Origin of the sequence: Pseudomonas sp. TH41 (assembly GCF_016650695.1) — a bacterium.
Taxonomy (GTDB): domain Bacteria; phylum Pseudomonadota; class Gammaproteobacteria; order Pseudomonadales; family Pseudomonadaceae; genus Aquipseudomonas.
This window is the reverse complement of record NZ_JAEKFH010000003.1, coordinates 2422525-2449337: the sequence shown is the minus strand read 5'-3', so window position 1 is coordinate 2449337 and position 26813 is coordinate 2422525. Positions and strand designations below refer to the sequence as shown.

Sequence of the window (26813 nt, the reverse complement as noted above, 5' to 3'; positions counted from 1 at the left end):
CAATGACCTTCCCCGTCCCGAAGCCTATAATGCCGGCCTTTCGTCCCCTCTTCGGCACCTCGGAGCCCGCATGACCCAGGATCAACTCAAACAGGCAGTGGCTCAGGCCGCCGTCGACTTCATCCTCCCGAAACTCGACGACAAGAGCATCGTCGGGGTCGGCACCGGCTCCACCGCCAACTGCTTTATCGACGCATTGGCCAAGCACAAAGGCGCGTTCGATGGCGCGGTCGCCAGTTCCGAAGCCACCGCCGCGCGCCTCAAGGGCCATGGCATTCCGGTGTATGAGCTAAACACCGTCAGCGACCTGGAGTTCTACGTCGATGGCGCCGATGAGAGCGACGAGCACCTGAACCTGATCAAGGGCGGCGGCGCAGCCTTGACCCGCGAGAAGATCGTCGCCGCTGTGGCCAAGACCTTCATCTGCATCGCCGACGCCAGCAAACTGGTGCCGGTCCTCGGCGCGTTCCCGTTGCCGGTGGAAGTGATCCCGATGGCCCGCAGCCATGTGGCCCGCGAGCTGGTGAAACTGGGCGGCGACCCGGTCTACCGTGAAGGCGTGCTGACCGACAACGGCAACATCATCCTCGACGTGTTCAACATGCAGATCACCAACCCGGTGGAGCTGGAGACGCAGATCAACGCCATCGTCGGCGTGGTGACCAACGGTTTGTTCGCGGCACGTCCAGCGGATTTGCTGTTGCTGGGTACGAGCGAAGGGGTGAAGACCCTCCGCGCCCAATAAGCCACACAAAAACTCCTTGTGGGAGCGGGCTTGCTCGCGAAAGCGGTGTGTCAGTCAGCATATCTTTAGACGGACACACCGCTTTCGCGAGCAAGCCCGCTCCCACATTTAATGGGTGGTGTTGTCAGGGCTGTGCCGGCTTTTTGAATATGTAGAAAAGGTTCGGCTCGCTCACCAGGTACATCGTGCCGCTGTCATCCATCGCGATGCCTTCCGGTTGAGGGACAGTCTTCTGCAACCCCTGACGGCCCTTGCTCAGCGACAAGGTGCTCAGCGGTCGCCCGTCCACATCCAGCTCCAGAATCAGCCGCGACTCGTCGGACAGCGCCAGCAAATGACCGCTGCGTTCATCGTATTGCAGGCTCGACAGGTCCCGCACGAACATCCCGGCATCACGCTTGGGGTTGTTAACCACGTGTACTGCGTAGGATTTTTCCGGGTTGTAATGCGGAAAGCCCTGCACTTCGTAGATCAGCATCGGATCGCGCTCCTTGGCGACAAACAGACGCTTGCCCACTGAGTCGTAGGCCAGGCCTTCGAAGCCCTTGTTGCCGCTCGTGTGCACGCCGAGGGTCATCTGTTCGGCGTCCGCCGCGTCAAGGAAGGTGGTGTCCTTCTCCAGATGAACCTTGATCAGACGTTGCTGGCTTTCGTCAGCGATCACGTAAGTGTCGGCACTGATGAACTCCACCGCCTCCGCATCACCGAAGCCGATCAACGCAATGCGTCGAATAATCCGGCCATCCAGCGACAACTCGAACAACTCGGGGTTTTTATTGGTGACGGTGAACAGGCTTTTGCGCACAGGATCGAAGGTCAGCGCCGACACGTCCTTGTCCAGACCGTCAATGACTTTCGCCTCGACGATGACCTGATAGCGATCCAGGCCAATGGATTCAGCGTTCTCCGGTAGCCATAGCGTGTGCAGATTGAACCAGGCCCGCTCGAACAGCCGCTGGTATTGGCCGACGGCAACCAGCACGATCAGCGCAATCGCCAATAGGATCAACATCAGGAGTTTGGGACGGGCAAGTCGACGCATTTGGGCGGGCTCGGATTCAAGGCAAGCGGATGAAATATCACGGCTGTCTGAATTGAAGCTTAATGGCCGGCTGCCTGCGACCACAATGCCCGGATTCAACCCTTGTAGGAGCGAGCTTGCTCGCGAAAAACCATCAGGCGCCCGGGTCTACTGTGTATAACGCGTCATCGTTAACGTTTTTCGCGAGCAAGCTCGCTCCTACAGGGTTAGTGCTGCTTTTCAAAGCGGTAGAACAGGTTCGGCTCGCTCACCATGTACAGCGTGCCAGCCTCATCCAGGGCCACGCCTTCGGCGCGGGGGATGGTCTTGTTCAGGCCATTGAAGCCGCCCAGCAAGGCTATGAAACTGACCTGTTTGCCCTTCTCGTCCAACTCCAGCAACAAGTGAGAGTCGGCAGACAACACCAGTGTGTGCTGGGTGCGCGGGTCGATGGCCAGGGCTGACAGGTTGCGCATGTCCAGTTGGTTGCTGGCGAGTTTTTGCTTGTCGCCGGTGAGCGTCTGGCCATCGCTGCTTTTCCAGGTGAACAGCGCCGGTGGACGCTCTTCACCCAGCAGCATTTGCTGATTGCGCGAATCCCAGACCACACCTTCGAACGCCTTGTTCTGGTTTTTTGAAGGGCCGAGGTCGTATTTCGGGAAGTTGGCGATGTTCAGCTCGCGGGTATTGGCATCGACCTTGACGATGGTGAGCAGATGCTGGCGTTCATCGACGATGGCCAGCAGGCCATTGCCCATGACCGTCACGCCCTCCGGGTTGCTCCACCCCACCAGCGGCATCTTGCGCAGCACGTCGCCCTGCAAGTTCAGCTCGACCAGGAACGGGTTTTTGCCCATCACCGAAAACAGGGTTTTTGTTTGCGGATCGTAGGCCAGGTCCGACGCTTCGTCGCTCTCCATGCCCGGCAGCAGCTTGGCATCGATCACCGCCCGATAGTCCGGCAGCCAGACGCTTGCCTGACGTTCGCTCGGGCTGACGAAACGCTCGCGCAACCACAGCACGCCACGAGCATCCCAATGCATCGCAAACGCGAGGCCATACGCGGCGGCAGCCACCAGCAAAAGCCAGAAATACCAACGCATGAAGAAGCGCGGGCGGCGGGTGGTGTTAAGCGTGGGCAGCGGTTGGATGGCCATCAGGGAAAGCTTCCAGAAATTCAGAGGGGGACACCTGTAGGAGCGAGCTCGCTCGCGATGGTCGCTAACGATAACGCTGCAAGCCTGACACCGCGTGGGGATCTCAGGTTCTTCGCGAGCAAGCTCGCTCCTACAAGGGTTCAGCGGTGTTTCGACTAGCGGACGCTGCTGGTGAAGCTGCTGGCACCTGGCAGTTCCAGCACCAGTTCATCACCGACATTCAGCGGGCCCACGCCGACCGGCGTGCCTGTGAGGATCACGTCACCGGCCTGCAGAGAAAAGCAGCCGGCCATGTACTGGATCATCGGCACGATCGGGTTGAGCATGTCCTTGCTGTTGCCATCCTGACGAACGTCGCCGTTGATGGTCAGGCGGATGCCGATGTCGGTCAGGTCGGCAAAGGTGCTGCCGGACACAAACGGGGCAATGACCGCCGCACCGTCGAAGGACTTGGCGACTTCCCACGGCAGGCCTTTGGACTTCAGCTCGGCCTGCTTGTCGCGCAAGGTCAAGTCCAGCGCCGGGGCAAAACCGGAGATGGCATCCAGCACTTCTTCACGGCTGGGTTTGGTCGACAAAGGCTTGCCGATCAGCACCGCGATTTCCGCCTCGTAATGCACCGAGCCACGCTCGGTCGGGATACTGAAACCACCTTCCAGCGGCACCACGCAACTGCCCGGCTTGATGAACAGCAAGGGCTCGGTAGGCACCGGGTTGTCCAGTTCCTTGGCGTGTTCGGCGTAGTTGCGGCCGATGCACACCACTTTCCCCAGCGGGAAGTGAATACGCGTACCGTCGACATACTGGTGCTGATAGCTCATGGACCGACTCCTGGTTCGTAGCTCTTAAATTCAAAAGTCAAACAGCGAAAATCTTGCCCGGGTTCATGATGCCGTTCGGGTCGAACACCGCTTTGACGGCTTTCATGTACTCGATCTCAACTGGCGAGCGGCTGTAGGTCAAGTAATCACGCTTGGTCATGCCCACGCCGTGTTCGGCGGAAATCGAACCGTTGTACTTCTCGACGGTTTCAAACACCCACTTGTTCACGGTCGCGCACTTGGCGAAGAACTCGTCTTTGCTCAGGTTTTCCGGCTTGAGGATGTTCAAGTGCAGGTTGCCGTCGCCGATGTGACCGAACCAGACAATTTCGAAATCCGGATAGTGTTCGCCGACGATCGCGTCAATTTCCTTCAGGAACGCCGGGACTTTCGACACAGTGACCGAAATATCGTTTTTGTACGGCGTCCAGTGGGAGATGGTTTCGGAGATGTATTCGCGCAGCTTCCAGAGATTCTGCAGCTGGGTTTCGCTCTGGCTCATCACGCCGTCCAGCACCCAGCCCTGCTCGACGCAGTGCTCGAAGGTTTCCAGGGCGTGGTTGGCCACTTCTTCAGTGGTCGCTTCGAATTCCAGCAGGGCGTAGAACGGGCAATCGGTGTCGAACGGCGCCGGCACGTCGCCGCGCGCCATGACTTTGGCCAAGGCTTTGTCGGAGAAGAATTCGAACGCGGTAAGGTCGAGTTTGCTCTGGAACGCGTGCAATACCGGCATGATCGAGTCGAAATCAGCAGTGCCGAGGACCATCGCGGTGAGGTTTTTCGGCGCACGATCCAGACGCATGGTCGCTTCAACCACAAAACCGAGGGTACCTTCCGCGCCGATGAACAGCTGACGCAGGTCGTAGCCCGTAGCGTTCTTGATCAGGTCGCGGTTCAGCTCCAGCAGATCACCCTTGCCGGTGACGACTTTCATACCGGCGACCCAGTTGCGGGTCATGCCGTAGCGAATCACCTTGATCCCGCCGGCATTGGTGCCGATATTGCCGCCAATCTGACTGGAACCTGCCGAAGCGAAGTCCACCGGGTAGTACAGGCCCTTTTCTTCGGCCACGTTTTGCAAGTGCTCGGTGACCACGCCCGGCTGACACACAGCGGTGCGGTCGGTCATGTTCACGTCGAGGATCTGGTTCATATAGTCGAAGGACACGACCACTTCGCCATTCGCCGCCACTGCCGCAGCGGAAAGCCCGGTACGACCACCGGACGGCACCAGCGCAACCTTGTGCTCATTGGCCCAGCGAACAATGGCCTGGACCTGCTCGGTGGTCTTGGGGAATACGATGGCGGTCGGGGCCGGAGCGAAATGCTTGGTCCAATCCTTACCGTAAGCATTCAGGGAGTCGGCATCGGTCAGCACCTTGCCAGGCTCAACCAGGGTCTTCAGCTCTTCAATCAAGGCAGGATTGGTCATCGACAGAACTCTCGAACAATTCATGGTCATCCTGAGAACGCTTCACGTCGCAGGAATGAGTGTTTAGCGGGGTGCATATGCTAGCATACCGCCCCCGCAGCATAGTGCCGAAAGGCTATTCTGCGGCGACGGCTTTCCTGCCGTCCGGGTCAGCGTCTGCTGGCTATTTCCTGCCATTTTTCTCCGGGATACAGGTTTACGCAGATGAGCAAGACTTCTCTCGATAAGAGCAAGATCAAGTTCCTTCTTCTCGAAGGCGTCCACCAATCGGCTGTCGACGTCCTCAAGTCGGCGGGCTACACCAGCATCGAGTACCTCACCGGTTCTCTGCCGGAAGCCCAGCTGAAGGAAAAGATCGCTGATGCTCACTTCATCGGCATTCGCTCCCGCACTCAACTGACCGAAGAGATCTTCGATCACGCGAAGAAACTGGTCGCTGTCGGCTGTTTCTGCATCGGCACCAACCAGGTTGACCTGAACGCTGCCCGCGAACGCGGTATCGCGGTGTTCAACGCGCCGTACTCCAACACGCGCTCCGTTGCAGAGCTGGTGCTGGCCGAAGCGATCCTGTTGCTGCGCGGCATCCCTGAGAAGAACGCTTCCTGCCACCGTGGCGGCTGGATCAAGAGCGCGGCCAACTCCTTCGAGATCCGCGGCAAGAAGCTGGGCATCGTCGGTTACGGTTCGATCGGTACTCAATTGTCGGTCCTGGCTGAAGGCCTGGGCATGCAAGTGTACTTCTACGACACCGTGACCAAGCTGCCACTGGGTAACGCTACTCAGGTCGGCAACCTGCACGAACTGCTGGGCATGTCCGACATCGTCACCCTGCACGTTCCGGAAACCGCTGCGACCCAGTGGATGATCGGCGAGAAGGAAATCCGCGCTATCAAGAAGGGCGGCATCCTGATCAACGCGGCGCGCGGTACCGTGGTTGAGCTGGACGCCCTGGCGGACGCGATCAAGGACAAGCACCTGATCGGCGCGGCCATCGACGTATTCCCGGTGGAGCCTCGCTCCAACGACGAAGAGTTCGCAAGCCCGCTGCGTGGCCTGGACAACGTGATCCTGACCCCGCACATCGGTGGTTCCACCGCTGAAGCGCAAGCCAACATCGGTCTGGAAGTGGCCGAGAAACTGGTCAAGTACAGCGACAACGGTACGTCGGTGTCCTCGGTCAACTTCCCGGAAGTGGCCCTGCCGGCTCACCCTGGCAAGCACCGTTTGCTGCACATCCACGAGAACATTCCGGGTGTGATGAGCGAGATCAACAAGGTCTTCGCCGAAAACGGGATCAACATCTCCGGTCAGTTCCTGCAGACCAACGAGAAAGTCGGCTACGTGGTCATCGACGTCGACGCCGAGTACTCGGACCTGGCGCAAGAGAAGCTGCAGCACATCAACGGCACCATTCGTTGCCGCGTGTTGTTCTGATAGCGACTTGAGTGACAAAAAAGGGAGCTCCTCGGAGCTCCCTTTTTCATACCTGGGGAAAAATTACTTCACCGTCACGGTGATTTTTTTCGAAACGAGTGGCGGATCGAACGGCATGTGGCCGCTGTCGCCCAGCTCCAACTGCAGGGTGTGCTTGCCCGGTGCCAGTTTGATCTCGGCCTGGGTTTGCGCCTTGCCGAAGTGCATGTGGTTGGCATCATTCGGAATCGGCGCGCCTTCGGCAGGTAGCTTGTCGACATCGATCAGCAGATGGTGATGGCCGGTATTTTTCGTCATATCGCCGGCCGGTGCCAGAGCGATATCCTTGACGCCGAATTTGACGGTGAACGTTTCCGAGACCGTGGCGCCATCTTCGGGAGATACGATGAACACTTCTGCCCCCTTGGGAGCCGGAGTCGCAGCCGTTGCCAGCATCGAAGCACCCAGTAACAGGCCAGCGAATGCTGCTCGTGACATAAACGTTTTCATTCTCTTCTCCAGTTTTTTCGTAAAATCCGCGCAGTCATGACAACTTCACGGCCATTCGGTGTCGAAGGCACTCAATAACCATAGCAAAGCGAGCCTGAACCAGAGCGTCGCGATAATGAATTCAAAGGAGTGACCATGCGTTTTTTGCCTGGCCTGATCTGCCTGCTACCCCTTTTGAGCCCCTTGGCTCATGCCGAACTGATTGACGACGTAAACGACCGTGGCGAATTGCGCATTGCACTTGAGGCTAATACACCGCCCTTCAATTTCAAGGACGACGGCAAACTCACCGGATTCGAAGTCGAACTGGGCCAACTGCTGGCCGACGAACTGGATGTGCGGGCTGACTTCGTCGTCACCGACGCCAGCGATTTGTTGCCCGGCGTTGAAACCGGCAAGTACGACATCGCGATCAACCACATAACAATGACCTCGGCGCTCAAGGATCGTTTCGACTTCAGCGAACCGTACCTTCACACCGATGCGCAACTGATCGCGCAGAAAGAAGAGCCGCACTCGATGCTGCTGGTGCAGTCGCTGACGCAAGAGAAGACGAAGGCGAGCCCGACGGTGAACCTGGCGATTCCGTTCCAGAAGGGGAACCCGGCGTTTCACGCCAGCCTGGAAAACGCGCTGCAGCGGATCAAGGCGGATGGCCGGCTGGAGGCGTTGTCGCAGAAGTGGTTGGGTGCGGAGACGAGTGTGGCGCCGAAATAAGCCACCCCTGTAGGAGCGAGCTTGCTCGCGATGGTGTGTCAGCTACATGGGTGTCGACTGACACACCATCGCGAGCAAGCTCGCTCCTACAGGTGTTCGGTGTTAGTCGAGAGAGCCCAGCGCTGCCGCCGCTTGCGGCAGCTCCAGCTCACTGAAGACTTGCACGCCATGGCGTTTGAGCAACGCAGCGGTGACACCTTCGCCGCTGATCTTCACACCGCTGAACGTCCCGTCATACGTCAGCAAATTCCCACAGGACGGGCTGTTAGCCTTCAGCACCGCCACCCGGATTCCATGCTGCTGCACCAACTCCAGCGCCTGATAAGCCCCCAACAAAAACTGCGCACTGACATCCTCACCCTCGGTGGTGATCACCGAAGCATGGCCATCCAGCACGTCACCACCCTGCCCGCCCGGGATTTCCGCTGCGGCCCTTGGCGTCGGCAACCCGCCAGCAACCTCTGGACACAGCGGCACGACCCGACCTTCTTCGATCCACTGTTGAAGCTGATCGAACGGCCCGCTGGCGCCGCCGTCGTAACGAACGCGATGGCCCAGCAGGCAGCGACTTACCAGTATTTTTGGCATGTTCAGAACGGCTCGTTGCCGCGACGCCGGAACCAACCGGTCAACGACAGGCGATCTCGGGTCGCGGGCAGGACTTCGTGGGGAACTTCGCCCGACAGGAACACCACCAGGCATCCGCCGGTAGGCACCACTTCGTGTTCGACGCCCTCTTTCAGGTACATGCGCAATTGGCCTCCGTGCTCAGGCAGCCAGCCGTCATTGAGGTAGACCACCGTCGACACTGTGCGCCGGTCATCATCGCGGAACCGGTCGAGATGCTTGAGGTAAAAAGCGCCGGGCGGGTACATCGCGAAATGGCTTTCGAAGTCTTCCAGGCCCAGGTACAAACCGCGATTCATTGCTTCGCGCAGGCTGTCCATCAGCTGCAGATAGTTGTCGCAAGCCAGTGCCTGACCGGGCTCGATCCACTGGATGTGGTCGCCACGAATCCCCTCGCGAATCTCCGATGACGGCCCGCGCCCCACGGCGGCCGGGGCCAACTCGCCCTCGGCGGCACGTTTACGGCACTCGGCAGCCAGTTCCTGGGTCAGAGCCAGGGGCAGGAAAATATTCTGCTGTGACCAGCCGTGTGCAGCGAGGTCGTCGACGATACGTAACAGCAGCGGGTGATCAGAGGATATTTGCATGGGGCGCATAGTATTCCTGTGCCTGAAAATCCGACAGAGCCACGCGGCGGCTTGATACGAATTCTCGACAAGTCCGTATGCCGCACGGAGAATAGTCGGCTGCCGACAGGAGTCCCTATGCGCCGTTTGCTTTTTTCACTGTTGATGCTCTGTGCTTTGCCCGCTTGGGCAGACAGCCACGACCAGTTGTACAAGGTCGCCGGTTGGCCAGATCAACGCGCGCATTTCAACGATGCCCTTTCGGCCGCTCAGCAGCGTTACCAGAACAGCCTGCCACCGGCGGTGTTCCAGGCCTTGGTCGACAACAGCAATCAGCGTTTTGCCCCTCAGGCTGTAGACCAGCGCGCCGAAGCGCAGCTGCGCAAGAACCTCGTCGATCCAAAACCTGCCCTGGCGTTTTTTCAGTCCCCCCTGGGCAAAAAAGTCGTTGCCGCCGAACTGCTGGCAACCCGTCGCGACCAACTGATGAAAAACGCCAAGGGCTTGCCCAAGATGCAGGCCAGCGACAGCCGCTTGCTGATCATCGGCCACTTGGCCCAGGCGCTGCCCGCTCGCGAGGCCGGCGCTGAAGTCAGCCTGGCGATTGCCGGCGTCGCGGCCGACAGCCTGAGCTCGATGATCCCCGGTCTGCTCGGTGGTGGTCAGGCGCAAGGGATGTTGAACGGTCAGCGTCAGCGCTTGATGGACCAGATCGGCAGTGACCTGAACAACACGCTGCTGTATGTCTACCGCGACCTGTCGGACAACGAACTGGAAGAATTTGCCACGTTTGCCGAATCGGCTGAGGGCCAGGCTTACTATCAGGCTGCGCTGGCGGCGATTCGGGCGGGGTTGGCGGTGGGGCAAAGCACTTCGAACCTGACCCAGTAATCTTCGGTGCCTGCAAGGGCCCCTTCGCGAGCAGGCTCGCTCCCACATTGAACTGTGCCTGTCTGGAAAACTCGGTCCTCTGTGGGAGCGAGCCTGCTCGCGATGAGGCCCTAGTGACCGCTAAAGATTCCGCCCCTTGATCCGCTTAGTCAAAAACCCGAAATACTCCCCTCGCAACGCCGCCGTCTCATTCGCCAGATGATGCCGCGCCTCTGGCAACATCAATACCTGCGGCCGATCGAACTTGGCCTTCAACACATCAAGGTTGTGCTCCCAATCCACCGTCATGTCCGCCTGCCCCTGCACAATCAAGGGTCGCCGGGTGCTGAACGGTGCGGCTTCGATGCGTTTGATCCAGCGCGCCAGTGCACCGACCCAGGCTGTCGGCAACCGTAGCGGCTGCAACGGATCGGCTTGCAGGAACGGCAAAAAATCGGGGTCGTTGGAGTTCTCGCTGAAGCGCCTGGCAATGGCGTTGACGAAAGGCTTGAGCAGGTAATAGCTCAGCTGCGACCAGCCCCAGGCCCGCGGTCTGACCAGCGGCGACAGCAGAATCACCTGGCCCTGGGCTGGACTGCTGGTGCCCGCATTGAGCACATGATCGATCACAATCGCGCCGCCGGTGCTTTGCCCGCACAGGTGCCACGGCTGTGGCAGGCCCAGGGACGAAGCCTCGGCGAACAAGCCTTGCAGCGTGTCCTGATACTCAGCGAAATCCTTGATGCTGGCGCGCTCGCCGCTGGACAATCCATGCCCCGGCAAATCGCAGGCAATCACCGCAAAACCTTGGTCCAGCGCCCACTCAATCACATGCCGATAGAGTCCGGTGTGATCGTAAAAGCCGTGAAACAACAACAACGTCGCCTTCGCCTTCTCGGGCCACCAGACCTGACTGACCACGTCATAACCATCGACCTCAAACCGCCCCAGACCGCTGCGAAAGTGACGCCCCGGAAAATCCAACCCGTAGAACCGCTGATAAGCCAGCGCCTCGACCGACAGTGGTTGCCCATCAGCCAGTGGCCGCAGGCTCGCACGCAGATGATCGGGGTCAAAAGTGGCAGACATGAGCAATTCCAGAACGCGAAACGGACTTTATAGGCCTGCGATATTCATCTGTCGCGGCAAGCATGGCAAGCTGGGCGACCTTCGAGGATTGAAACCCATGCGTCCGTCCTACCGCGCCACACTGCTTGCCAGCCTGCTCGCCCTCGTGTGTGCCGGCGCGCTGTGGACGGCTTACGATTGGTTCCAGGGTCGCTACCTGCGGGCGTTCAGCTCACACACCGCCGTTTTCTCCGGTGACCCGTTGCGCCTGCCCGATGACCTCGCCGGACCCGGCGCCATCCGTTTGGTGCATTTCTGGGACCCGGCGTGCCCGTGCAACGTCGGCAATCAACAACACCTGACCGAACTGGTTGAGCGCTATGTACCGCAGGGCGTGGAGTTTTATGCCGTACAGAAGCCCGGCAGTCACGGCCAATTGCCGAGCACCTTGAGCAGCCTTAAAACCATCAGCGTGCTGCCAGGGTCGGAGCAGATCCCCGCCAGCCCTGCCGTGGCGATCTGGGATCGCAGCGGCAAGCTGGCATATTTCGGCCCGTACAGCGAAGGCCTGACCTGCAATTCGAGCAACAGCTTTATCGAACCGATCTTGCAAGCGCTGAACGAGGGCCGTGCGGTGAGTGCCACGCACACACTGGCGGTCGGGTGTTACTGCCCGTGGCCCATCGACGTAAAGAAGTAAGGCGGACAGGAAACGCGAATCCCTCCTAAGTGCGATGGGCCAATTCGGCACGCCGTGTTAAACAATGGCGCCAGGGACCGTTGCCATTCATAACAATAAGGAATCTCCATGAAACGTAGCCTGACCGTTCTCGTCCTGCTGATTCTCGCGCTCGCCGCAGGCGCCGGCTGGTACGTCTATAGCAAGCAGCCGACACGCCAGGGCATGGTTGAGCTGCAGCACTTGCAAGGGTCGGTTACCGTGCGCTACGACGAGCGCGGCATTCCGCATATCCGCGCCGAGAACGAAACCGACCTGTACCGCGCCCTCGGGTACGTTCATGCCCAGGATCGGCTGTTTCAGATGGAAGTGCTGCGCCGTCTCGCCCGTGGCGAGCTGGCCGAGGTGCTGGGCCCGAAACTGCTCGACACCGACAAACTGATGCGCAGCCTGCGCATTCGCGAACGCGCCGAAACCTACCTCGCAAACCTGGACAAACAGTCACCGACCTGGACTGCGATGCAAGCCTATCTGGACGGCATCAATCAGTATCAGGACAACCATCCAAAACCTGCCGAGTTTGATGTACTGGGTATTCCAAAACGCCCTTTCACCGCTCAGGACACCATCAGCATTGCGGGTTACATGGCCTACAGTTTTGCGGCGGCGTTTCGGACTGAGCCGTTGCTGACCTTCGTGCGCGATCAGTTGGGCGCCGAGTATCTGAATGTCTTCGATCTCGACTGGCAACCCAAAGGCATGCTGGCGAAAAATCGCCGCAGCGCCACGCCGCCCCTCGCCAGCGCCGACTGGAAAGACCTCAACGCCCTCGCCCGCCTGAGCGAACAGGCACTGGCCGACAATGGCCTGCCGCAGTTCGAAGGCAGCAACGCCTGGGTGGTCTCCGGCAGTCACACCAAAAGTGGCAAGCCGCTGTTGGCCGGAGATCCGCATATCCGCTTTTCGGCGCCGTCGGTGTGGTACGAGGCGCAGCTCTCGGCGCCGGGCTTTGAGCTCTACGGCCACTATCAAGCGTTGATGCCGTTCGCTTCATTGGGCATGAACCGCGATTTCGGCTGGAGCATCACCATGTTCCAGAACGATGACCTCGACCTGATCGCCGAGAAGGTCAACCCGGACAATCCCAATCAGGTCTGGTACCGAGGCAAGTGGGTAGACATGGTGACCAGCGAACAGCACATTGCGGTCAAGGGCCAGGCGCCGGTCACCCTGGTGCTGCGCCAGTCACCCCACGGCCCGATCGTCAACGACGCGCTGGGCAACAGCGCCGGCAAAACGCCGATCGCCATGTGGTGGGGCTTCCTCGAAAGCCAGAACCCGATCCTTGAAGGCTTCTACCAGCTCAACCGCGCCGACACCCTGGCCAAGGCCCGCAACGCGGCGGCCAAAATCCAGGCGCCAGGCCTGAACATCGTCTGGGCCAATGCCAAGGGCGACATCGGCTGGTGGGCCGCGGCGCAACTGCCAAAACGTCCGGCGGGCGTACGTCCGTGGTTCATCCTCGATGGCAGCACGGCCGAGGCGGACAAGGATGGTTTTTACCCGTTCAGCGCCAACCCGCAGGAAGAGAACCCGGCGCGGGGTTACATCGTCTCCGCCAACTTCCAGCCGGTTTCGCCGACCGGCATGGAGATCCCCGGCTACTACAACCTGGCTGATCGGGGTCAGCAACTCGACCGCCAACTGAGCGACAAAAACATCAAGTGGGACCTGGAAGCCAGCCAGCAACTGCAATTGGGCACAACCACCGCCTATGGCCCGCGACTGCTGGCGCCGTTGTTGCCGGTCCTGCGTGAAGTGGTGAGTGATCCTGCCGAACGCAAACTTGTGGAGCAACTGGCGCAGTGGAAAGGCGATTACCCGCTGGATTCCACCAGCGCCACGGTGTTCAACCAGTTCCTGTTCAACCTGGCCGACGCGGCAATGCACGACGAATTGGGGAATGACTTCTTCGACACGTTGCTCTCGACCCGTGTCATCGACGCAGCGCTGCCACGCCTGGCTGCGAGCCCCGATTCGCCGTGGTGGGACAACCGCAATACGCCCGGCAAGGAAACCCGCGCCGATACGGTGAAGGTGGCGTGGCAGGCGAGCATCGCTCACCTCAAGACCACGCTGGGTGCAGATTTCGCGCAATGGCAGTGGGGCAAGGCGCACACGTTGACCCATGGCCATCCCCTGGGGCAGCAGAAGCCGCTGGACCAGATCTTCAATGTGGGTCCGTTCGCGGCGCCCGGCAGCCATGAAGTGCCGAACAACCTCTCGGCCAGGATTGGCCCGGCGCCATGGCCGGTGACTTACGGCCCGTCGACCCGGCGCCTGATCGATTTCGCCGACCCGGCTCACAGCCTGACCGTCAACCCGGTCGGCCAGAGCGGTGTGCCGTTCGACAGCCACTATGACGACCAGGCCGAGGCGTACCTCGAAGGGGTCTATTTCCAGGCGCATCTCAATGATGAAGAAGTGACGGCCAATACGCGCAGTACGTTGAAGCTGTTGCCGGCGCGGGCTGCGCCTTAAACATCAAAAGATTGCAGCCTGCGGCAGCTCCTACATTTGAACGCGATTCCCTGTAGGAGCTGCCGCAGGCTGCGATCTTTTGATCTTCAAAACCAATCAACGCTCAAACCATCGCCGCAAAATTCAGCCTGAACTGCTGCGGCGTCACACCGAGCCGGCGGTTGAACACGCTACGCATGTGCTGCGCATCCCGAAATCCGCACTGGTACGCCACCGTCTTGAGCGGCGCGCTGGTGCTTTCCAGCAGTACCCTTGCCGCGTCCACCCGCGCCCGCTCGACGAATTCCGCCGGGGTGATTTTCGCTTCTTTGGCGAACACCCGGGAGAAGTTGCGGGCACTCATGTTGGCGGCGTTGGCCAGGTCAGCGATTGTCAGATCGCCGGTGAGATTAGCCAGCACGTAGAGCTGGGCCAACGCCACGGCAGAAGCGGGCTCAGCGTGTGGTGTGAGGAATGGACTGAACTGTGATTGCCCACCCGATCGCTGAGTGAACACCACCAGCCGCTTCGCCACGCTGAGCGCCACTTCCGGGCCGTAATCCCGCGCGAGCAGGTACAGCGACAAATCAATCCCCGCCGTGACCCCGGCCGAGGTGTAGAGCTCGCCGTCCTGCACGTACAAGCGATCGGCCTCAACCTGAGTCGACGGGCACAACCGAGCCAGCGCTGCCGCGTCACCCCAGTGGGTCGTCACCGTTCTCCCGTCGAGCAACCCGGCCCGCGCCAGCATGAAGGCGCCATTGCAGATCGAGCCAAACCGTTGCGCCCGCGCGCAGGCATCGCGCAGCCAGGCATCGAATGCTGCGCCGAAATCCATGAACGGCAACTGCGGCCCTCCGGCCACCAGCAGCAAGTCATACGCCTCCAGCGCTTCACTGAAATGCTTATGAGCGTTGAGTGACAAACCGTTGGAACACGGCATCGCCCCGCGCCCCACGCCAATGACCTCCAGCCGATAGTGATCTTCCGGTTCCAGGAAACGATTGGCTTCGGAAAACACATCCATGGGACCGGTGACGTCCAGCGACTGAACGCCTGCGAACACTACGATGGCAACGGTTTTACTCATGACAGGATTCGCCCTCAATGGCTCTGGTTGCACCTAACCCCTGTAGGAGCGAGCTTGCTCGCGATGGACGTGAGGACGCCGTGTTCATACAGGCAAGTCCCGTCATCGTTGACGTCCATCGCGAGCAAGCTCGCTCCTACAGGGTCTGTGTGGAACCCTAGCCAATCTGCGAGCAACAAGCGAGGTTGGCGCGATATGCATGCTCATTGGCAAGGATCGCAGCCATGCATCGATTGTCCGGTTTTGGGTGCGGGAACAGACTTGATCCATCAGCGCCGTCACGGCGTTCCCCACAAGGAAAGCACCATGAGCAGCACCATCGCCGGTATTAAAATCCCCGATAGCGCGTTGGCCAGGGCCACCACCGAATACATCCGCGACGTCGAATCCGACCTGCTTTACCACCACTCGCGCCGGGTCTTTCTATTCGGTGCGTTGAGCGGTGAACGCAAGCAACTGGCCTACAACCCCGAGCTTCTTTACGTCGGCGCCATGTTCCATGATCTGGGCCTGGTGGAGGGTCATCGCACCGACGACGAGCGCTTCGAGGTCGACAGTGCCAATGCCGCCAAAGCGTTCCTCCAGCCTTACGGGCTGAGCGACGACGATCTCGAGCAAGTGTGGTTGTCGATTGCCCTGCACACCACACCGGGCGTGCCGCAACACCTGCGTCCTAACGTGGCGCTGGTCACCGCCGGGGTTGAGATGGATGTGCTGGGGATCGATTACGCCGCGTTTCCGACCGAGCAACGGGAAGCAGTGGTGCATGCGCATCCACGGGGTGAAGGGTTCAAGGAGTGCATCCTGTGTGCGTTCGCCAACGGCTTCAAACACAAGCCGGATACCACGTTTGGCACGGTGAACGCGGACGTGCTGGTGGACAGCGAGCCAGGCTTCAAGCCGATGAACTTCGTCGAGATCATCCGCAAATCACCTTGGGTTTCTTGACCCCTAAAATCAAAAGATCGCAGCCTGCGGCAGCTCCTACAGGAGGAACGTATCCCCATGTAGGAGCTGCCGCAGGCTGCGATCTTTTGATCTACAGCGTTTTAAGCCGCTTCCGGTGCCTGTGCGCGACGCACGTCCGGTTGCTTCCACGAATCGGCGGCGCCTTCTTCGATGGCTTGCTGAATCGCACGTTTGCGGCTTTCTTCGGCACGGCGGCTGAAGAACCAGACCATAAACGTCACGATCGACACCGCCAGCAGAATCAGGCTGGCCACGGCGTTGATTTCCGGTTTCACACCCAGACGCACGGCCGAGAACACTTCCATCGGCAAGGTCGTCGAACCCGGCCCGGAGACGAAGCTCGCCAACACCAGGTCATCCAGCGACAAGGCGAAGGACATCATGCCCCCCGCGGCCAACGACGGCGCGATCATCGGGATGGTGATCAGGAAGAACACCTTCCACGGCCGTGCACCGAGGTCCATGGCCGCTTCTTCGATGGAGAGGTCCAGCTCACGCAAGCGCGCCGACACCACCACCGCCACATACGCCGCACAGAACGTGGTGTGGGCGATCCAGATGGTGACGATGCCCCGCTCCTGTGGCCAACCGATCATCTGCGCCATCGCCACGAACAGCAGCAACAGCGACAGACCGGTGATCACTTCCGGCATGACCAATGGCGCGGTGACCAGGCCACCAAACAGCGTGCGGCCTTTGAAGTGGGTAATACGGGTCAGGACGAACGCGGCCAATGTACCCAGCGCCACTGCTGCCACCGCCGTGTAGCAGGCGATTTCCAGCGAGCGCACCACCGAGCCCATCAGTTGGGTGTTGTCCATCAACCCGACGTACCACTTGATCGACCAGCCACCCCATACCGTCACCAGTTTGGAGGCGTTGAACGAATAGATCACCAGGATCAGCATCGGTGCGTAGATGAACAGCAGACCCGCTACCAGCATGAAACTTGAAAAACGGAAGCGCTTCATTCTTTGCCCTCCATTTCTTTGGCCTGGCTACGGTTGAACAAGATGATCGGCACAATCAGGATCGCCAGCATGACGACTGCAAGCGCTGATGCCACTGGCCAGTCACGGTTGTTGAAGAACTCTTGCCACAGCACCTTACCGATCATCAGGGTTTCCGGACCGCCAAGCAGCTCCGGAATCACGAACTCACCCACCACCGGAATGAACACCAGCATGCAACCGGCGATGATGCCGTTCTTCGACAGCGGAATGGTGATCTTCCAGAAGCTGTTGAACGTGCTCGACCCCAGGTCGGAGGCCGCTTCCAGCAGGCTGTGGTCGTGTTTTACCAGGTTGGCGTAGAGCGGCAGGATCATGAACGGCAGGTACGAATAGACCACGCCGATATACACCGCCAGGTTGGTGTTGAGGATCTGCAGCGGTTCGTTGATCCAGCCCATGCTCATCAGGAAACCGTTGAGCAGGCCGTTGTTGCTCAGGATGCCCATCCACGCGTAAACGCGGATCAGGATCGCGGTCCAGGTCGGCATCATGATCAACAGCACCAGCACCGTTTGCACTTCCTTGCGGGCGCTGGCGATGCCGTAGGCCATCGGGTAACCGATCAGCAGGCAGAGAATGGTGCTGAACAGCGCCATCTTCAACGAGCCGAGGTAGGCGGCGATGTACAACTCGTCGTCGCCAAGCATCGCGTAGTTACCGAGGTTGAGCAGCACCTGCAGTTTCTGGTCGATGAAGCTGTAGATTTCGGTGTACGGCGGGATGGCCACGTCGGCTTCGGCGAAGCTGATCTTCAATACGATGAAGAACGGCAGCATGAAGAACATGAACAGCCAAATGAATGGAACCCCGATGACCAGCTGACGGCCACCGGGAATTATTCGATTGAAGCTGCGTTTGAGTTTGCGCATGTTCATGAGCGAAGTACCACGCCGCTGTCGTCTTCCCAGTACACGTAAACCTGATCACCCCAGGTTGGGCGCTGGCCACGGCGCTCGGCGTTGGCGACGAAAGACTGGACGATCTTGCCGCTCGGCAGTTCAACGTAGAACACCGAGTGACCACCGAGGTAGGCGATGTCATGGACCTTGCCGCTGGACCAGTTGTATTCGCAGGTCGGCATGGTCGGCGTCACCAGCAGTTTTTCCGGACGGATCGCGTAGGTGACGGACTTGTCCTGCACCGACGTGCTGATGCCGTGGCCCACGTAGATCTGGCGATCCAGGTCCTTGCAGGTGATGGTCGCGTGGCCTTCGGCATCGTCGATCACTTCACCGTCGAAGATGTTGACGTTGCCGATGAACTCGCAGACCAGACGGCTGGTCGGGGTTTCGTAAATGTCGATCGGGCTGCCGATCTGGGCGATCCAGCCCAGGTGCATGATCGCAATACGCTCGGCCATGGTCATGGCCTCTTCCTGATCGTGGGTCACCATGACGCAGGTTACGCCAACGCGCTCGATGATCTCGACCAGCTCAAGCTGCATTTGCGAACGCAGCTTTTTATCCAAGGCACCCATCGGTTCGTCGAGCAGCAACAGCTTCGGTCGCTTGGCCAACGAACGCGCCAGGGCCACACGCTGACGCTGGCCACCGGACAACTGATGCGGCTTGCGCTTGGCGTATTGGCTCATCTGCACCAGCTTGAGCATGTCGGCCACACGCGCATCGACTTCAGCGGAGGACAGCTTGTCCTGCTTGAGGCCGAAGGCAATGTTCTGCGCCACGGTCATGTGCGGGAACAAGGCATAGGATTGGAACATCATGTTGATCGGCCGTTCGTACGGCGGCATGTCAGTGATGTCTACGCCATCGAGGAAAATGCGCCCCTCCGTGGGCCGTTCGAAACCTGCGAGCATGCGCAGCAAGGTGGATTTGCCCGATCCTGAACCGCCGAGGAGGGCGAAAATTTCGCCTTTCTTGATTTCCAGGGACACATCGTCCACGGCAATCGTCTCGTCGAACTTCTTCGTGACCCGGTCGATTTTGACCAATACCTGTTTAGGTAATTGGTCGCCCTCGAGGGCTTTCTTATAGGCGCCGGAGGCAACTGCCATTTACGAAACTCCCAACAAAATTTTCAGTTCGCCCGAGGCGGGCGAACCTTGGATAGTTTGAGCCTTGAAGCTATTTACCCGACTTGACCTTGGTCCAGCTGCGGGTCATCAAACGTTGAATATTCGGCGGTAACTCGATGGACACGTACGTCTTGTCGAGGACTGCTTGCGGTGGATAAACCGCTTCGTCGGTGCGAATGGACTGTTCCATCAGTGTGTCCGACCCCGGATTAGGGTTGGCGTAGCCGACGTAATCACTGACCTGGGCTATCACCTCAGGTTTCAGCAAATAGTTGATGAAGGCGTGGGCTTCCTTGACGTTGGCGGCATCCTTGGGGATAGCCAGCATGTCGAACCAGAGCGCGCCGCCCTCTTTCGGAATCGAGTAGGCGATGTTCATGCCTTTACCGGCTTCAGCGGCTCGGGCCTTGGCCTGGAAGATGTCACCGGAGAAACCGATCGCCACGCAGATGTCGCCGTTGGCCAGGTCTGCGATGTACTTGGACGAATGGAAGTACGTCACGTACGGCCGCACCGCCAGCAACTTCGCTTCCGCCTTTTTGTAGTCTTCGGGGTTGGTGCTGTTGGCGTTCAGGCCCATGTAATTGAGGACCGTCGGCATCATCTCGTCGGCGGAATCGAGGAACGCTACGCCACAACTGTGCAGTTTCTTGATGTTCTGCGGCTCGAACACCACATCCCAGGAATCGATCTTGTCGAGGCCGAGCACAGCCTTGACCTTGTCGACGTTGTAACCAATGCCGTTGGTGCCCCACAGATAGGGCACGGCATATTGGTTACCCGGATCGTTCTGCTCCAGGCGCTTGAGCAGCACCGGGTCGAGGTTCGAATAATTCGGCAGTTTCGATTTGTCGAGTTTCTGGAAAGCGCCTGCCTTGATTTGCTTGCCCAGGAAATGGTTGGACGGCACCACGACGTCATAGCCGGTACGCCCGGCCAGCAACTTGCCTTCCAGGGTTTCGTTGGAATCGAAAACGTCATACACCGGCTTGATGCCGGCCTCTTTCTGGAAATCTGCCAAGGTGGTCTGACCGATGTAGTCCGACCAATTATAAATATGCACCGTACCGGCGGCCTGGACACTGACGGCAAGCGTCAGCCCGGCACCGACCAGCAGCGCATTGCGCAACAAAGAAAAAATAGGCAAGTGGAGGTCCTCTAAAATTAGTTGGGCCCAAGTTGCCCCAGCAACAAAACCGGCGCGCAACTTACCCTCGAAAAACCATTCCAGCAAAACTTTTATGCAGATACGACCCTTGTAGGAGCGAGCTTGCTCGCGATGGTCGTCAACGATAACGCGTTGTGCCTGACACCCCGCGGCGTTACGGTTTTTTTCGCGAGCAAGCTCGCTCCTACAGGGTTTTACTTATTTACCCGATTTGATCTTGGTCCAGCTGCGCGTCAGGATCCGCTGGGTCGCGGCCGGCAAGTCGGCAATCGCGTACAGCTTGGCCTGCACATCGGCCGGCGGGTAGATGCCCGGGTCGCTGGTGATGTCTTTATCAACCAACGGCGTGGCCGCCGCGTTACCGTTCGGGAAGCGCACGGCGTTGGTGATTGCAGCCATGACTTCCGGCTTCTGCAGGTAGGTCATGAACTTGTAGGCGCCTTCGACGTTTTCGGCATCTTTAGGGATGGCGACCATGTCGTAGAAGCTGCCAGCACCTTCTTTCGGAATGTTGTAGCTGACTTTGACTTTATCGCCGGCTTCGGTCGCGCGGGACTTGGCCTGATAGACGTCACCCGAATAACCGACGGCTACGCAGATGTTGCCGTTGGCCAGGTCGGAGATGTACTTGGACGAGTGGAAGTAGGCGATCGAAGGACGGACTTTGAGCAGCAGTGCTTCAGCTTTGTCGATGTCTTCTTTCTTCTGGCTGTCGGTTGGCAGGCCCAGGTAGTGCAATGCCGCCGGAATCATTTCGGTTGGCGAATCGAGCAGGCTGATCCCGCACGACTTCAACTTGGCGGCGTTTTCAGGCTTGAAGATCAGGTCCCAGGAGTTGGTCGGTGCGTCGGCACCCAGTGCAGCCTTGACCTTCTCGGCATTGAAGCCGATACCGATCGAACCCCACATGTAAGGGAAGGCATGTTCGTTGCCCGGGTCGCTCACCGAAACTGCTTTGAGCAGTTCGGGGTTCAGGTTCTTCCAGTTAGGCAGCTTGGACTTGTCCAGCTTCTGGTAAACGCCCGCCTTGATTTGCTTGGCCAGGAAGTTGTTCGACGGTACGACGATGTCGTAGCCGGACTTGCCAGCCAGCAACTTGGCTTCCAGGGTTTCGTTGCTGTCAAAAACGTCGTACACCACCTTGATCCCGGACTCTTTCTCAAAGTTCGCGATGGTGTCCGGAGCGATGTAATCGGACCAGTTATAGACGTGCAACACCTTGTCGTCTGCCTGAACTGCACCCGCCATCACGCCCAGCAGGGACATGGCGAGGAGGGTCTTACCAGCTATTTTCATACCTAATGCCTTCATGGGTAATGTTCCAATTTTTCTTTTTAACCACGTGCTCAGCGGCCTTTTACTGGGCATCCGAACAACCGGTAGTCTGGCAAGTTCCAAGGCAGGCTTTCAAGGAAAGACCCATCCTTTATTCACTCCGAGCGAAATGCATACCTCGCACCCCGCTCAGAGCCTAGCACTTAGCCTTGCAACGCACTCAGGGTCAGGTCCAGACACTTGCGCGCCTTGGTCACCAGCTCATCGATTTCAGCCTTGGTGATCACCAGCGGCGGAGCGATGATCATGGTGTCGCCGACGGCGCGCATGATCAGGCCGTTGTCGAAGCAGAACTGGCGGCAGATCATGCCGACGCCCTTGCCTTCGTAACGCTTGCGAGTGACCTTGTCCTGAACCAGTTCGATGGCCCCCAACAGACCCACCCCGCGCACTTCCCCCACCAACGGGTGATCGTTCAGTTCCCGTAGACGCTTTTGCAAATAGGGTGCCGTTTCTGCATGAACGCGCTCGATAATTTTCTCTTCGCGCAGGATGCGGATGTTTTCCAGTGCCACCGCAGCGGCCACCGGGTGCCCGGAATAGGTGAAACCGTGGTTGAAATCGCCACCTTCGTTGAGCACCTCGACCACGCTGTCACGAACGATCAGGCCACCCATCGGGATGTAGCCGGAGGTCAGGCCTTTAGCGATGGTCATCATGTCGGGCTTGAGGTCGTAGTGATCGGAGCCGAACCACTCACCGGTGCGGCCGAAACCACAAATCACTTCGTCCGCCACGAACAGGATGTCGTACTTGGCGAGGATTTCCTTGATGCGCGGCCAGTAGGTGTCTGGCGGAATGATCACGCCACCGGCGCCCTGGATCGGCTCGGCAATAAAGGCACCCACGTTGTCCACGCCGACTTCCAGAATTTTCTCTTCCAGCTGATTGGCCGCCCATACACCGAACTCTTCCGGTGTCATGTCGCCGCCTTCAGCGAACCAGTACGGCTGGGCGATGTGGACGATGCCCGGAATCGGCAAGTCGCCTTGTTCATGCATGTACGTCATGCCACCCAGGCTCGCACCGGCCACGGTGGAACCGTGATAACCGTTTTTGCGGCTGATGATGACCTTCTTCTTCGGCTGGCCCTTGATTGCCCAGTAGTGACGAACCATACGCAGCATGGTGTCGTTACCTTCCGAGCCGGAACCGGTGAAGAACACGTGGTTCATGCCCTCTGGCGCGATGTCGGAGATGGCCTTGGCCAGTTCCAGCACCGGTGGGTGAGCGGTCTGGAAGAACAGATTGTAGTAAGGCAGTTCGCGCATTTGTTTGCTGGCGGCATCCGCAAGCTCATCGCGACCGTAACCGATCGCTACGCACCAGAGGCCGGCCATGCCGTCGAGGATCTTGTTGCCTTCACTGTCCCAGAGGTAAACGCCCTTGGCGCTGGTGATGATGCGCGGGCCTTTCTCTTTCAGCTGCTTGAAGTCACTGAACGGGGCCAGGTGGTGATCGCTGCTCAGGGCCTGCCATTCACGGGTTTGCGGATTGTTGCTGGTCATGCGAATTCTCCTAAGGTTGCAGTGAAAGGCGCGGAATTTTCCATCCGCGCCCGGCGCATCAGACGGCAAAGAGCAGGAATTCCCGCTCCCATGAACTGATCACGCGCTTGAAGTTTTCATGCTCGGCCCGCTTGACCGCGACGTAGCCAGTGATGAATTTCTTGCCCAGGTATTTCTCGATAGTCGCGCTGTGTTCCATACGTTCCAGCGCGTCTTCGATGGTCAGTGGCAGGCGCAGGTTGCGGCGTTCATAGCCACGGCCCACCACCGGCGCACTCGGGTTAATCCCTTCAACCATGCCGATGTAACCGCAGAGCAAGCTCGCGGCAATCGCCAGGTAAGGGTTGGCATCAGCACCCGGCAGGCGGTTTTCCACCCGACGGTTTTGCGGCCCGGCGTCCGGAACCCGCAGGCCCACGGTGCGGTTCTCTTCGCCCCATTCCACGTTAACCGGTGCCGAGGTGTCCGGCAGGAAGCGACGGAACGAGTTGACGTTAGGGGCGAACAGCGGCAGCAACTCCGGAATGAATTTCTGCAGGCCACCAATGTGGTTCAGAAACAGTTGGCTCATGGTCCCGTCTTCATTGGAGAAGACGTTCTTGCCGGTTTCGATGTCGATGACGCTCTGGTGCAAGTGCATCGCGCTTCCCGGCTCGCCGGTCATGGGCTTGGCCATGAAAGTGGCCGCCACGTTGTGCTTGAGCGCGGCCTCGCGCATGGTGCGTTTGAACACCAGAATCTGGTCAGCAAGAGACAGGGCATCGCCGTGACGGAAGTTGATTTCCATCTGCGCCGTGCCGTCTTCGTGGATCAGCGTATCGAGGTCCAGCTCCTGCAATTCGCACCAGTCGTAGACGTCTTCGAACAGCGGATCGAATTCGTTCGCCGCTTCAATGGAGAACGATTGACGGCCAATTTCCGGGCGACCGGAGCGGCCGATCGGCGGTTGCAGCGGGTAGTCCGGATCGTCACTGCGCTTGGTCAGGTAAAACTCCATTTCCGGCGCCACGATGGGTTGCCAGCCCTTGTCGGAATAGAGTTTCAGCACTCTTTTGAGCACGTTGCGCGGCGACAGCTCGATCGGGTTGCCTTGCTTGTCGTAGGTGTCGTGAATCACCTGGGCGGTCGGCTCAATGGCCCACGGCACCAGGAACACAGCGTTGTGGTCGGGACGGCAGATCATGTCGATGTCCGCCGGGTCGAGCAATTCGTAATAGATGTCGTCTTCGACATAGTCGCCGGTCACGGTCTGCAACAGAACGCTCTCTGGCAGGCGCATGCCTTTTTCGGCGATGAACTTGTTGGTCGGCGAAATCTTGCCCCGGGTGATCCCGGTCAAGTCGGCGATCATGCATTCGACTTCTGTGATCTTGTGGTCTTTCAACCAATCGGTGAGCTGGTCGAGGTTGTTACTCATAAATGCCTCTAGGCTTTGAGTTTCCTGACGCTTGCAAGCGTCAGGCAATAGTTGACGCATCGGCGTCGCGTTGAAATGCGGGTCTGCGACAGGCTATTGTGTTTTTTTCGGACCGTGCGGCAACTGCAAGGTGTGCAGAATCGCGAGCGAAGCCCGGCGCGATAGCTGAGCCGCTATAGTGAATCGGTTCTATATTGAATGGAGTAACCCTAATGGGGGTGCCTTCGCGACCGTCCAGAATATCGGACGGTGACGGTCGATCCGCCAGGGACGGGAGGATGACTGACAGGCCCGAAACCGCTGAGGCCACGGCGCGGACAGAAATGTCGCCACTGATGTGATTAGCATGCTGACCGATCTGCCTGGAGCAGACGGCGACGCCGATTAACGGCAGGCGAGACATGAAGCACCCCGGTATTATTGCTGTTATGGGTTTGAATCGAGCTTAGCCTTGTTCATTTTTTTACACAACACCCCCGTAAAAAATACAACACGGCCCGCTCAAACCCGCGGGCGCCAAAGCATCCAAAGGCATAAAAACGCCCCAAAGTGCCTCAAAAAAGCCCCACAGGTGCTTTTTTAGGGCAAAAAAGGCCTCACTTGACTTCGGCATGCCGTTCGGGTTGACTGGAATCCGAAGAGATCAATGATTGATATTTTTAACAACAAAGGTGTTGCATCATGTCGGTACCCCCGCGTGCCGTTCAGCTTAACGAAGCGAACGCGTTCCTTAAGGAACATCCTGAGGTTCTGTACGTTGACCTTCTGATTGCGGATATGAATGGTGTGGTGCGCGGCAAGCGCATTGAACGCACCAGCCTCCACAAGGTTTACGAGAAAGGCATCAACCTGCCGGCCTCTCTATTTGCTCTGGATATCAATGGCTCGACGGTGGAAAGCACCGGCCTGGGTCTGGACATCGGCGATGCTGACCGAATCTGTTATCCAATCCCTGACACCCTGTGCAACGAGCCTTGGCAGAAGCGCCCTACCGCGCAACTGTTGATGACCATGCACGAACTCGAAGGTGACCCCTTCTTCGCCGATCCTCGCGAAGTCCTGCGTCAGGTTGTCGCCAAGTTCGACGAGATGGGTTTGACCATCTGCGCCGCGTTCGAACTGGAGTTCTACCTGATCGACCAGGAGAACGTGAACGGTCGCCCACAACCTCCGCGCTCGCCGATCTCCGGCAAACGCCCGCATTCGACTCAGGTTTACCTGATCGACGACCTCGACGAATACGTCGACTGCCTCCAGGACATTCTGGAAGGTGCGAAAGAGCAAGGCATCCCTGCCGATGCAATCGTCAAGGAAAGTGCCCCGGCGCAGTTCGAAGTGAACCTGCACCACGTGGCCGACCCGATCAAGGCCTGCGACTATGCGGTCCTGCTCAAGCGTCTGATCAAAAACATCGCCTACGACCATGAAATGGACACCACCTTCATGGCCAAGCCTTATCCAGGCCAGGCGGGCAACGGTTTGCACGTCCACATCTCGATTCTCGACAAAGAAGGCAAAAACATTTTTGCCAGTGAGGATCCCGAGCAGAACGCCGCACTGCGTCACGCGATCGGCGGTGTGCTCGAGACCCTACCGGCGCAGATGGCTTTCCTCTGCCCGAACGTCAACTCCTACCGTCGTTTCGGCGCACAGTTCTACGTGCCGAACTCGCCGTGCTGGGGCCTGGACAACCGCACCGTAGCGATCCGCGTACCGACCGGTTCCTCCGATGCCGTGCGCATCGAGCACCGTGTAGCCGGCGCCGACGCCAACCCGTATCTGTTGATGGCTTCGGTTCTGGCCGGTATTCACCACGGCCTGACCAACGAAATCGAGCCGGGCGCACCCGTGGAAGGCAACTCCTACGAGCAGAACGAGCAAAGCTTGCCGAACAACCTGCGCGATGCACTGCGTGAGCTGGACGACAGCGAAGTCATGGCCAAGTACATCGATCCGAAATACATCGATATCTTCGTGGCCTGTAAGGAAAGTGAGCTGGAGGAGTTTGAACACTCCATTTCTGACCTTGAATACAACTGGTACCTGCATACCGTGTAAGCGGTTGCAGTAAACGAAACGCCGCCGGCCTCACAGCTTGTGGCGTTTTTTTATGGCCGAATACTAACTTTGTG

General features: G+C 59.0%; 23 protein-coding genes and 2 pseudogenes. 8 read left to right on the top strand and 17 right to left on the bottom strand.

Features of this window, described 5'->3' with window-relative positions; translation table 11 throughout:
- Window positions 1-70 precede the first annotated feature (70 nt).
- Window positions 71-745, top strand: coding sequence for a ribose-5-phosphate isomerase RpiA (rpiA, locus tag JFU37_RS13825; protein WP_111448403.1), 675 nt, complete (start codon window positions 71-73; stop codon window positions 743-745).
- Between the two features lie 124 nt (window positions 746-869).
- On the opposite strand, the gene JFU37_RS13820 is transcribed toward rpiA, so the two are convergent.
- From JFU37_RS13820 to JFU37_RS13805, 4 genes are all read right to left on the bottom strand, one after another.
- Window positions 870-1787, bottom strand: coding sequence for an SdiA-regulated domain-containing protein (locus tag JFU37_RS13820; protein ID WP_201115802.1), 918 nt, complete (start codon window positions 1785-1787; stop codon window positions 870-872).
- A gap of 206 nt (window positions 1788-1993) precedes the next feature.
- The gene (locus JFU37_RS13815; RefSeq protein ID WP_201115801.1) at window positions 1994-2923 is read right to left on the bottom strand and encodes an SdiA-regulated domain-containing protein; all 930 of its coding nucleotides are present in this window, start codon (window positions 2921-2923) and stop codon (window positions 1994-1996) included.
- A 155-nt stretch (window positions 2924-3078) separates the two neighbouring features.
- The gene (locus JFU37_RS13810; RefSeq protein ID WP_201115800.1) at window positions 3079-3744 is read right to left on the bottom strand and encodes a fumarylacetoacetate hydrolase family protein; all 666 of its coding nucleotides are present in this window, start codon (window positions 3742-3744) and stop codon (window positions 3079-3081) included.
- Between the two features lie 37 nt (window positions 3745-3781).
- Window positions 3782-5176 (bottom strand): FAD-binding oxidoreductase, encoded by a 1395-nt coding sequence (locus JFU37_RS13805; RefSeq protein WP_201115799.1) that lies wholly within the window; start codon window positions 5174-5176, stop codon window positions 3782-3784.
- Between the two features lie 204 nt (window positions 5177-5380).
- On the opposite strand from JFU37_RS13805, the gene serA reads away from it, so the two are divergent.
- Window positions 5381-6610: a phosphoglycerate dehydrogenase gene (gene serA / locus JFU37_RS13800; RefSeq protein ID WP_201115798.1), complete on the top strand. Its 1230-nt coding sequence runs from the start codon at window positions 5381-5383 to the stop codon at window positions 6608-6610.
- A 63-nt stretch (window positions 6611-6673) separates the two neighbouring features.
- Here the strand turns inward: serA and JFU37_RS13795 are convergent, their stop codons facing one another.
- On the bottom strand, window positions 6674-7099 hold the full coding sequence (locus JFU37_RS13795) for a DUF4399 domain-containing protein (protein WP_201115797.1): 426 nt from the start codon (window positions 7097-7099) through the stop codon (window positions 6674-6676).
- Window positions 7100-7234: 135 nt separating this feature from the next.
- Between JFU37_RS13795 and JFU37_RS13790 the strand changes: the two genes are divergently transcribed.
- The gene (locus JFU37_RS13790; protein ID WP_201115796.1) at window positions 7235-7816 is read left to right on the top strand and encodes a transporter substrate-binding domain-containing protein; all 582 of its coding nucleotides are present in this window, start codon (window positions 7235-7237) and stop codon (window positions 7814-7816) included.
- 102 nt (window positions 7817-7918) lie between these two features.
- Here the strand turns inward: JFU37_RS13790 and JFU37_RS13785 are convergent, their stop codons facing one another.
- Window positions 7919-8404 (bottom strand): DUF523 domain-containing protein, encoded by a 486-nt coding sequence (locus JFU37_RS13785; protein WP_201115795.1) that lies wholly within the window; start codon window positions 8402-8404, stop codon window positions 7919-7921.
- 2 nt (window positions 8405-8406) lie between these two features.
- Window positions 8407-9039, bottom strand: a complete 633-nt coding sequence (locus JFU37_RS13780; protein WP_201115794.1) for a 2OG-Fe(II) oxygenase — start codon at window positions 9037-9039, stop codon at window positions 8407-8409.
- Between the two features lie 108 nt (window positions 9040-9147).
- Between JFU37_RS13780 and JFU37_RS13775 the strand changes: the two genes are divergently transcribed.
- A complete protein-coding gene (locus JFU37_RS13775; protein ID WP_201115793.1) occupies window positions 9148-9900 on the top strand; it encodes a DUF2059 domain-containing protein in 753 nt (250 codons plus the stop codon).
- A 120-nt stretch (window positions 9901-10020) separates the two neighbouring features.
- On the opposite strand, the gene JFU37_RS13770 is transcribed toward JFU37_RS13775, so the two are convergent.
- Window positions 10021-10968 (bottom strand): alpha/beta hydrolase, encoded by a 948-nt coding sequence (locus JFU37_RS13770; RefSeq protein WP_201115792.1) that lies wholly within the window; start codon window positions 10966-10968, stop codon window positions 10021-10023.
- A 97-nt stretch (window positions 10969-11065) separates the two neighbouring features.
- On the opposite strand from JFU37_RS13770, the pseudogene JFU37_RS13765 reads away from it, so the two are divergent.
- A pseudogene (locus JFU37_RS13765) lies at window positions 11066-11641 on the top strand (DUF6436 domain-containing protein); the annotation flags it as partial.
- Between the two features lie 114 nt (window positions 11642-11755).
- On the top strand, window positions 11756-14167 hold the full coding sequence (locus JFU37_RS13760; protein WP_201115790.1) for a penicillin acylase family protein: 2412 nt from the start codon (window positions 11756-11758) through the stop codon (window positions 14165-14167).
- A gap of 103 nt (window positions 14168-14270) precedes the next feature.
- On the opposite strand, the gene JFU37_RS13755 is transcribed toward JFU37_RS13760, so the two are convergent.
- Entirely contained in the window at window positions 14271-15236 is a 966-nt protein-coding gene (locus JFU37_RS13755) for a GlxA family transcriptional regulator (protein WP_201115789.1), read from the bottom strand.
- Between the two features lie 306 nt (window positions 15237-15542).
- Here JFU37_RS13755 and JFU37_RS13750 point away from each other — a divergent pair, with 306 nt between their 5' ends.
- Complete coding sequence (locus tag JFU37_RS13750; RefSeq protein WP_201115788.1) at window positions 15543-16184, top strand: HD domain-containing protein; 642 nt, start codon at window positions 15543-15545, stop codon at window positions 16182-16184.
- 101 nt (window positions 16185-16285) lie between these two features.
- Here JFU37_RS13750 and JFU37_RS13745 read toward each other — a convergent pair whose 3' ends face one another.
- The 8 genes and pseudogenes from JFU37_RS13745 to JFU37_RS30650 form a co-directional block, all read right to left on the bottom strand.
- Entirely contained in the window at window positions 16286-17176 is an 891-nt protein-coding gene (locus JFU37_RS13745) for an ABC transporter permease subunit (RefSeq protein ID WP_201115787.1), read from the bottom strand.
- Window positions 17173-18054 (bottom strand): ABC transporter permease subunit, encoded by an 882-nt coding sequence (locus JFU37_RS13740; protein ID WP_342214945.1) that lies wholly within the window; start codon window positions 18052-18054, stop codon window positions 17173-17175. Before JFU37_RS13740 ends, JFU37_RS13745 begins: the two co-directional genes overlap by 4 nt.
- Before the next feature lie 35 nt (window positions 18055-18089).
- Entirely contained in the window at window positions 18090-19232 is a 1143-nt protein-coding gene (locus JFU37_RS13735) for an ABC transporter ATP-binding protein (protein ID WP_201115785.1), read from the bottom strand.
- A 70-nt stretch (window positions 19233-19302) separates the two neighbouring features.
- A complete protein-coding gene (locus JFU37_RS13730; protein ID WP_201115784.1) occupies window positions 19303-20400 on the bottom strand; it encodes a polyamine ABC transporter substrate-binding protein in 1098 nt (365 codons plus the stop codon).
- 219 nt (window positions 20401-20619) lie between these two features.
- On the bottom strand, window positions 20620-21717 hold the full coding sequence (locus JFU37_RS13725; RefSeq protein ID WP_201115783.1) for a polyamine ABC transporter substrate-binding protein: 1098 nt from the start codon (window positions 21715-21717) through the stop codon (window positions 20620-20622).
- Between the two features lie 182 nt (window positions 21718-21899).
- A complete protein-coding gene (locus JFU37_RS13720) occupies window positions 21900-23264 on the bottom strand; it encodes an aspartate aminotransferase family protein (protein ID WP_201115782.1) in 1365 nt (454 codons plus the stop codon).
- Window positions 23265-23322: 58 nt separating this feature from the next.
- The gene (locus tag JFU37_RS13715) at window positions 23323-24681 is read right to left on the bottom strand and encodes a glutamine synthetase family protein (protein ID WP_201115781.1); all 1359 of its coding nucleotides are present in this window, start codon (window positions 24679-24681) and stop codon (window positions 23323-23325) included.
- Between the two features lie 133 nt (window positions 24682-24814).
- Window positions 24815-25084: pseudogene (locus JFU37_RS30650) on the bottom strand (gamma-glutamyl-gamma-aminobutyrate hydrolase family protein); the annotation flags it as partial.
- Window positions 25085-25362: 278 nt separating this feature from the next.
- Between JFU37_RS30650 and JFU37_RS13710 the strand changes: the two are divergent.
- Window positions 25363-26739, top strand: a complete 1377-nt coding sequence (locus JFU37_RS13710) for a glutamine synthetase family protein (protein WP_201115780.1) — start codon at window positions 25363-25365, stop codon at window positions 26737-26739.
- Window positions 26740-26813 lie beyond the last annotated feature (74 nt).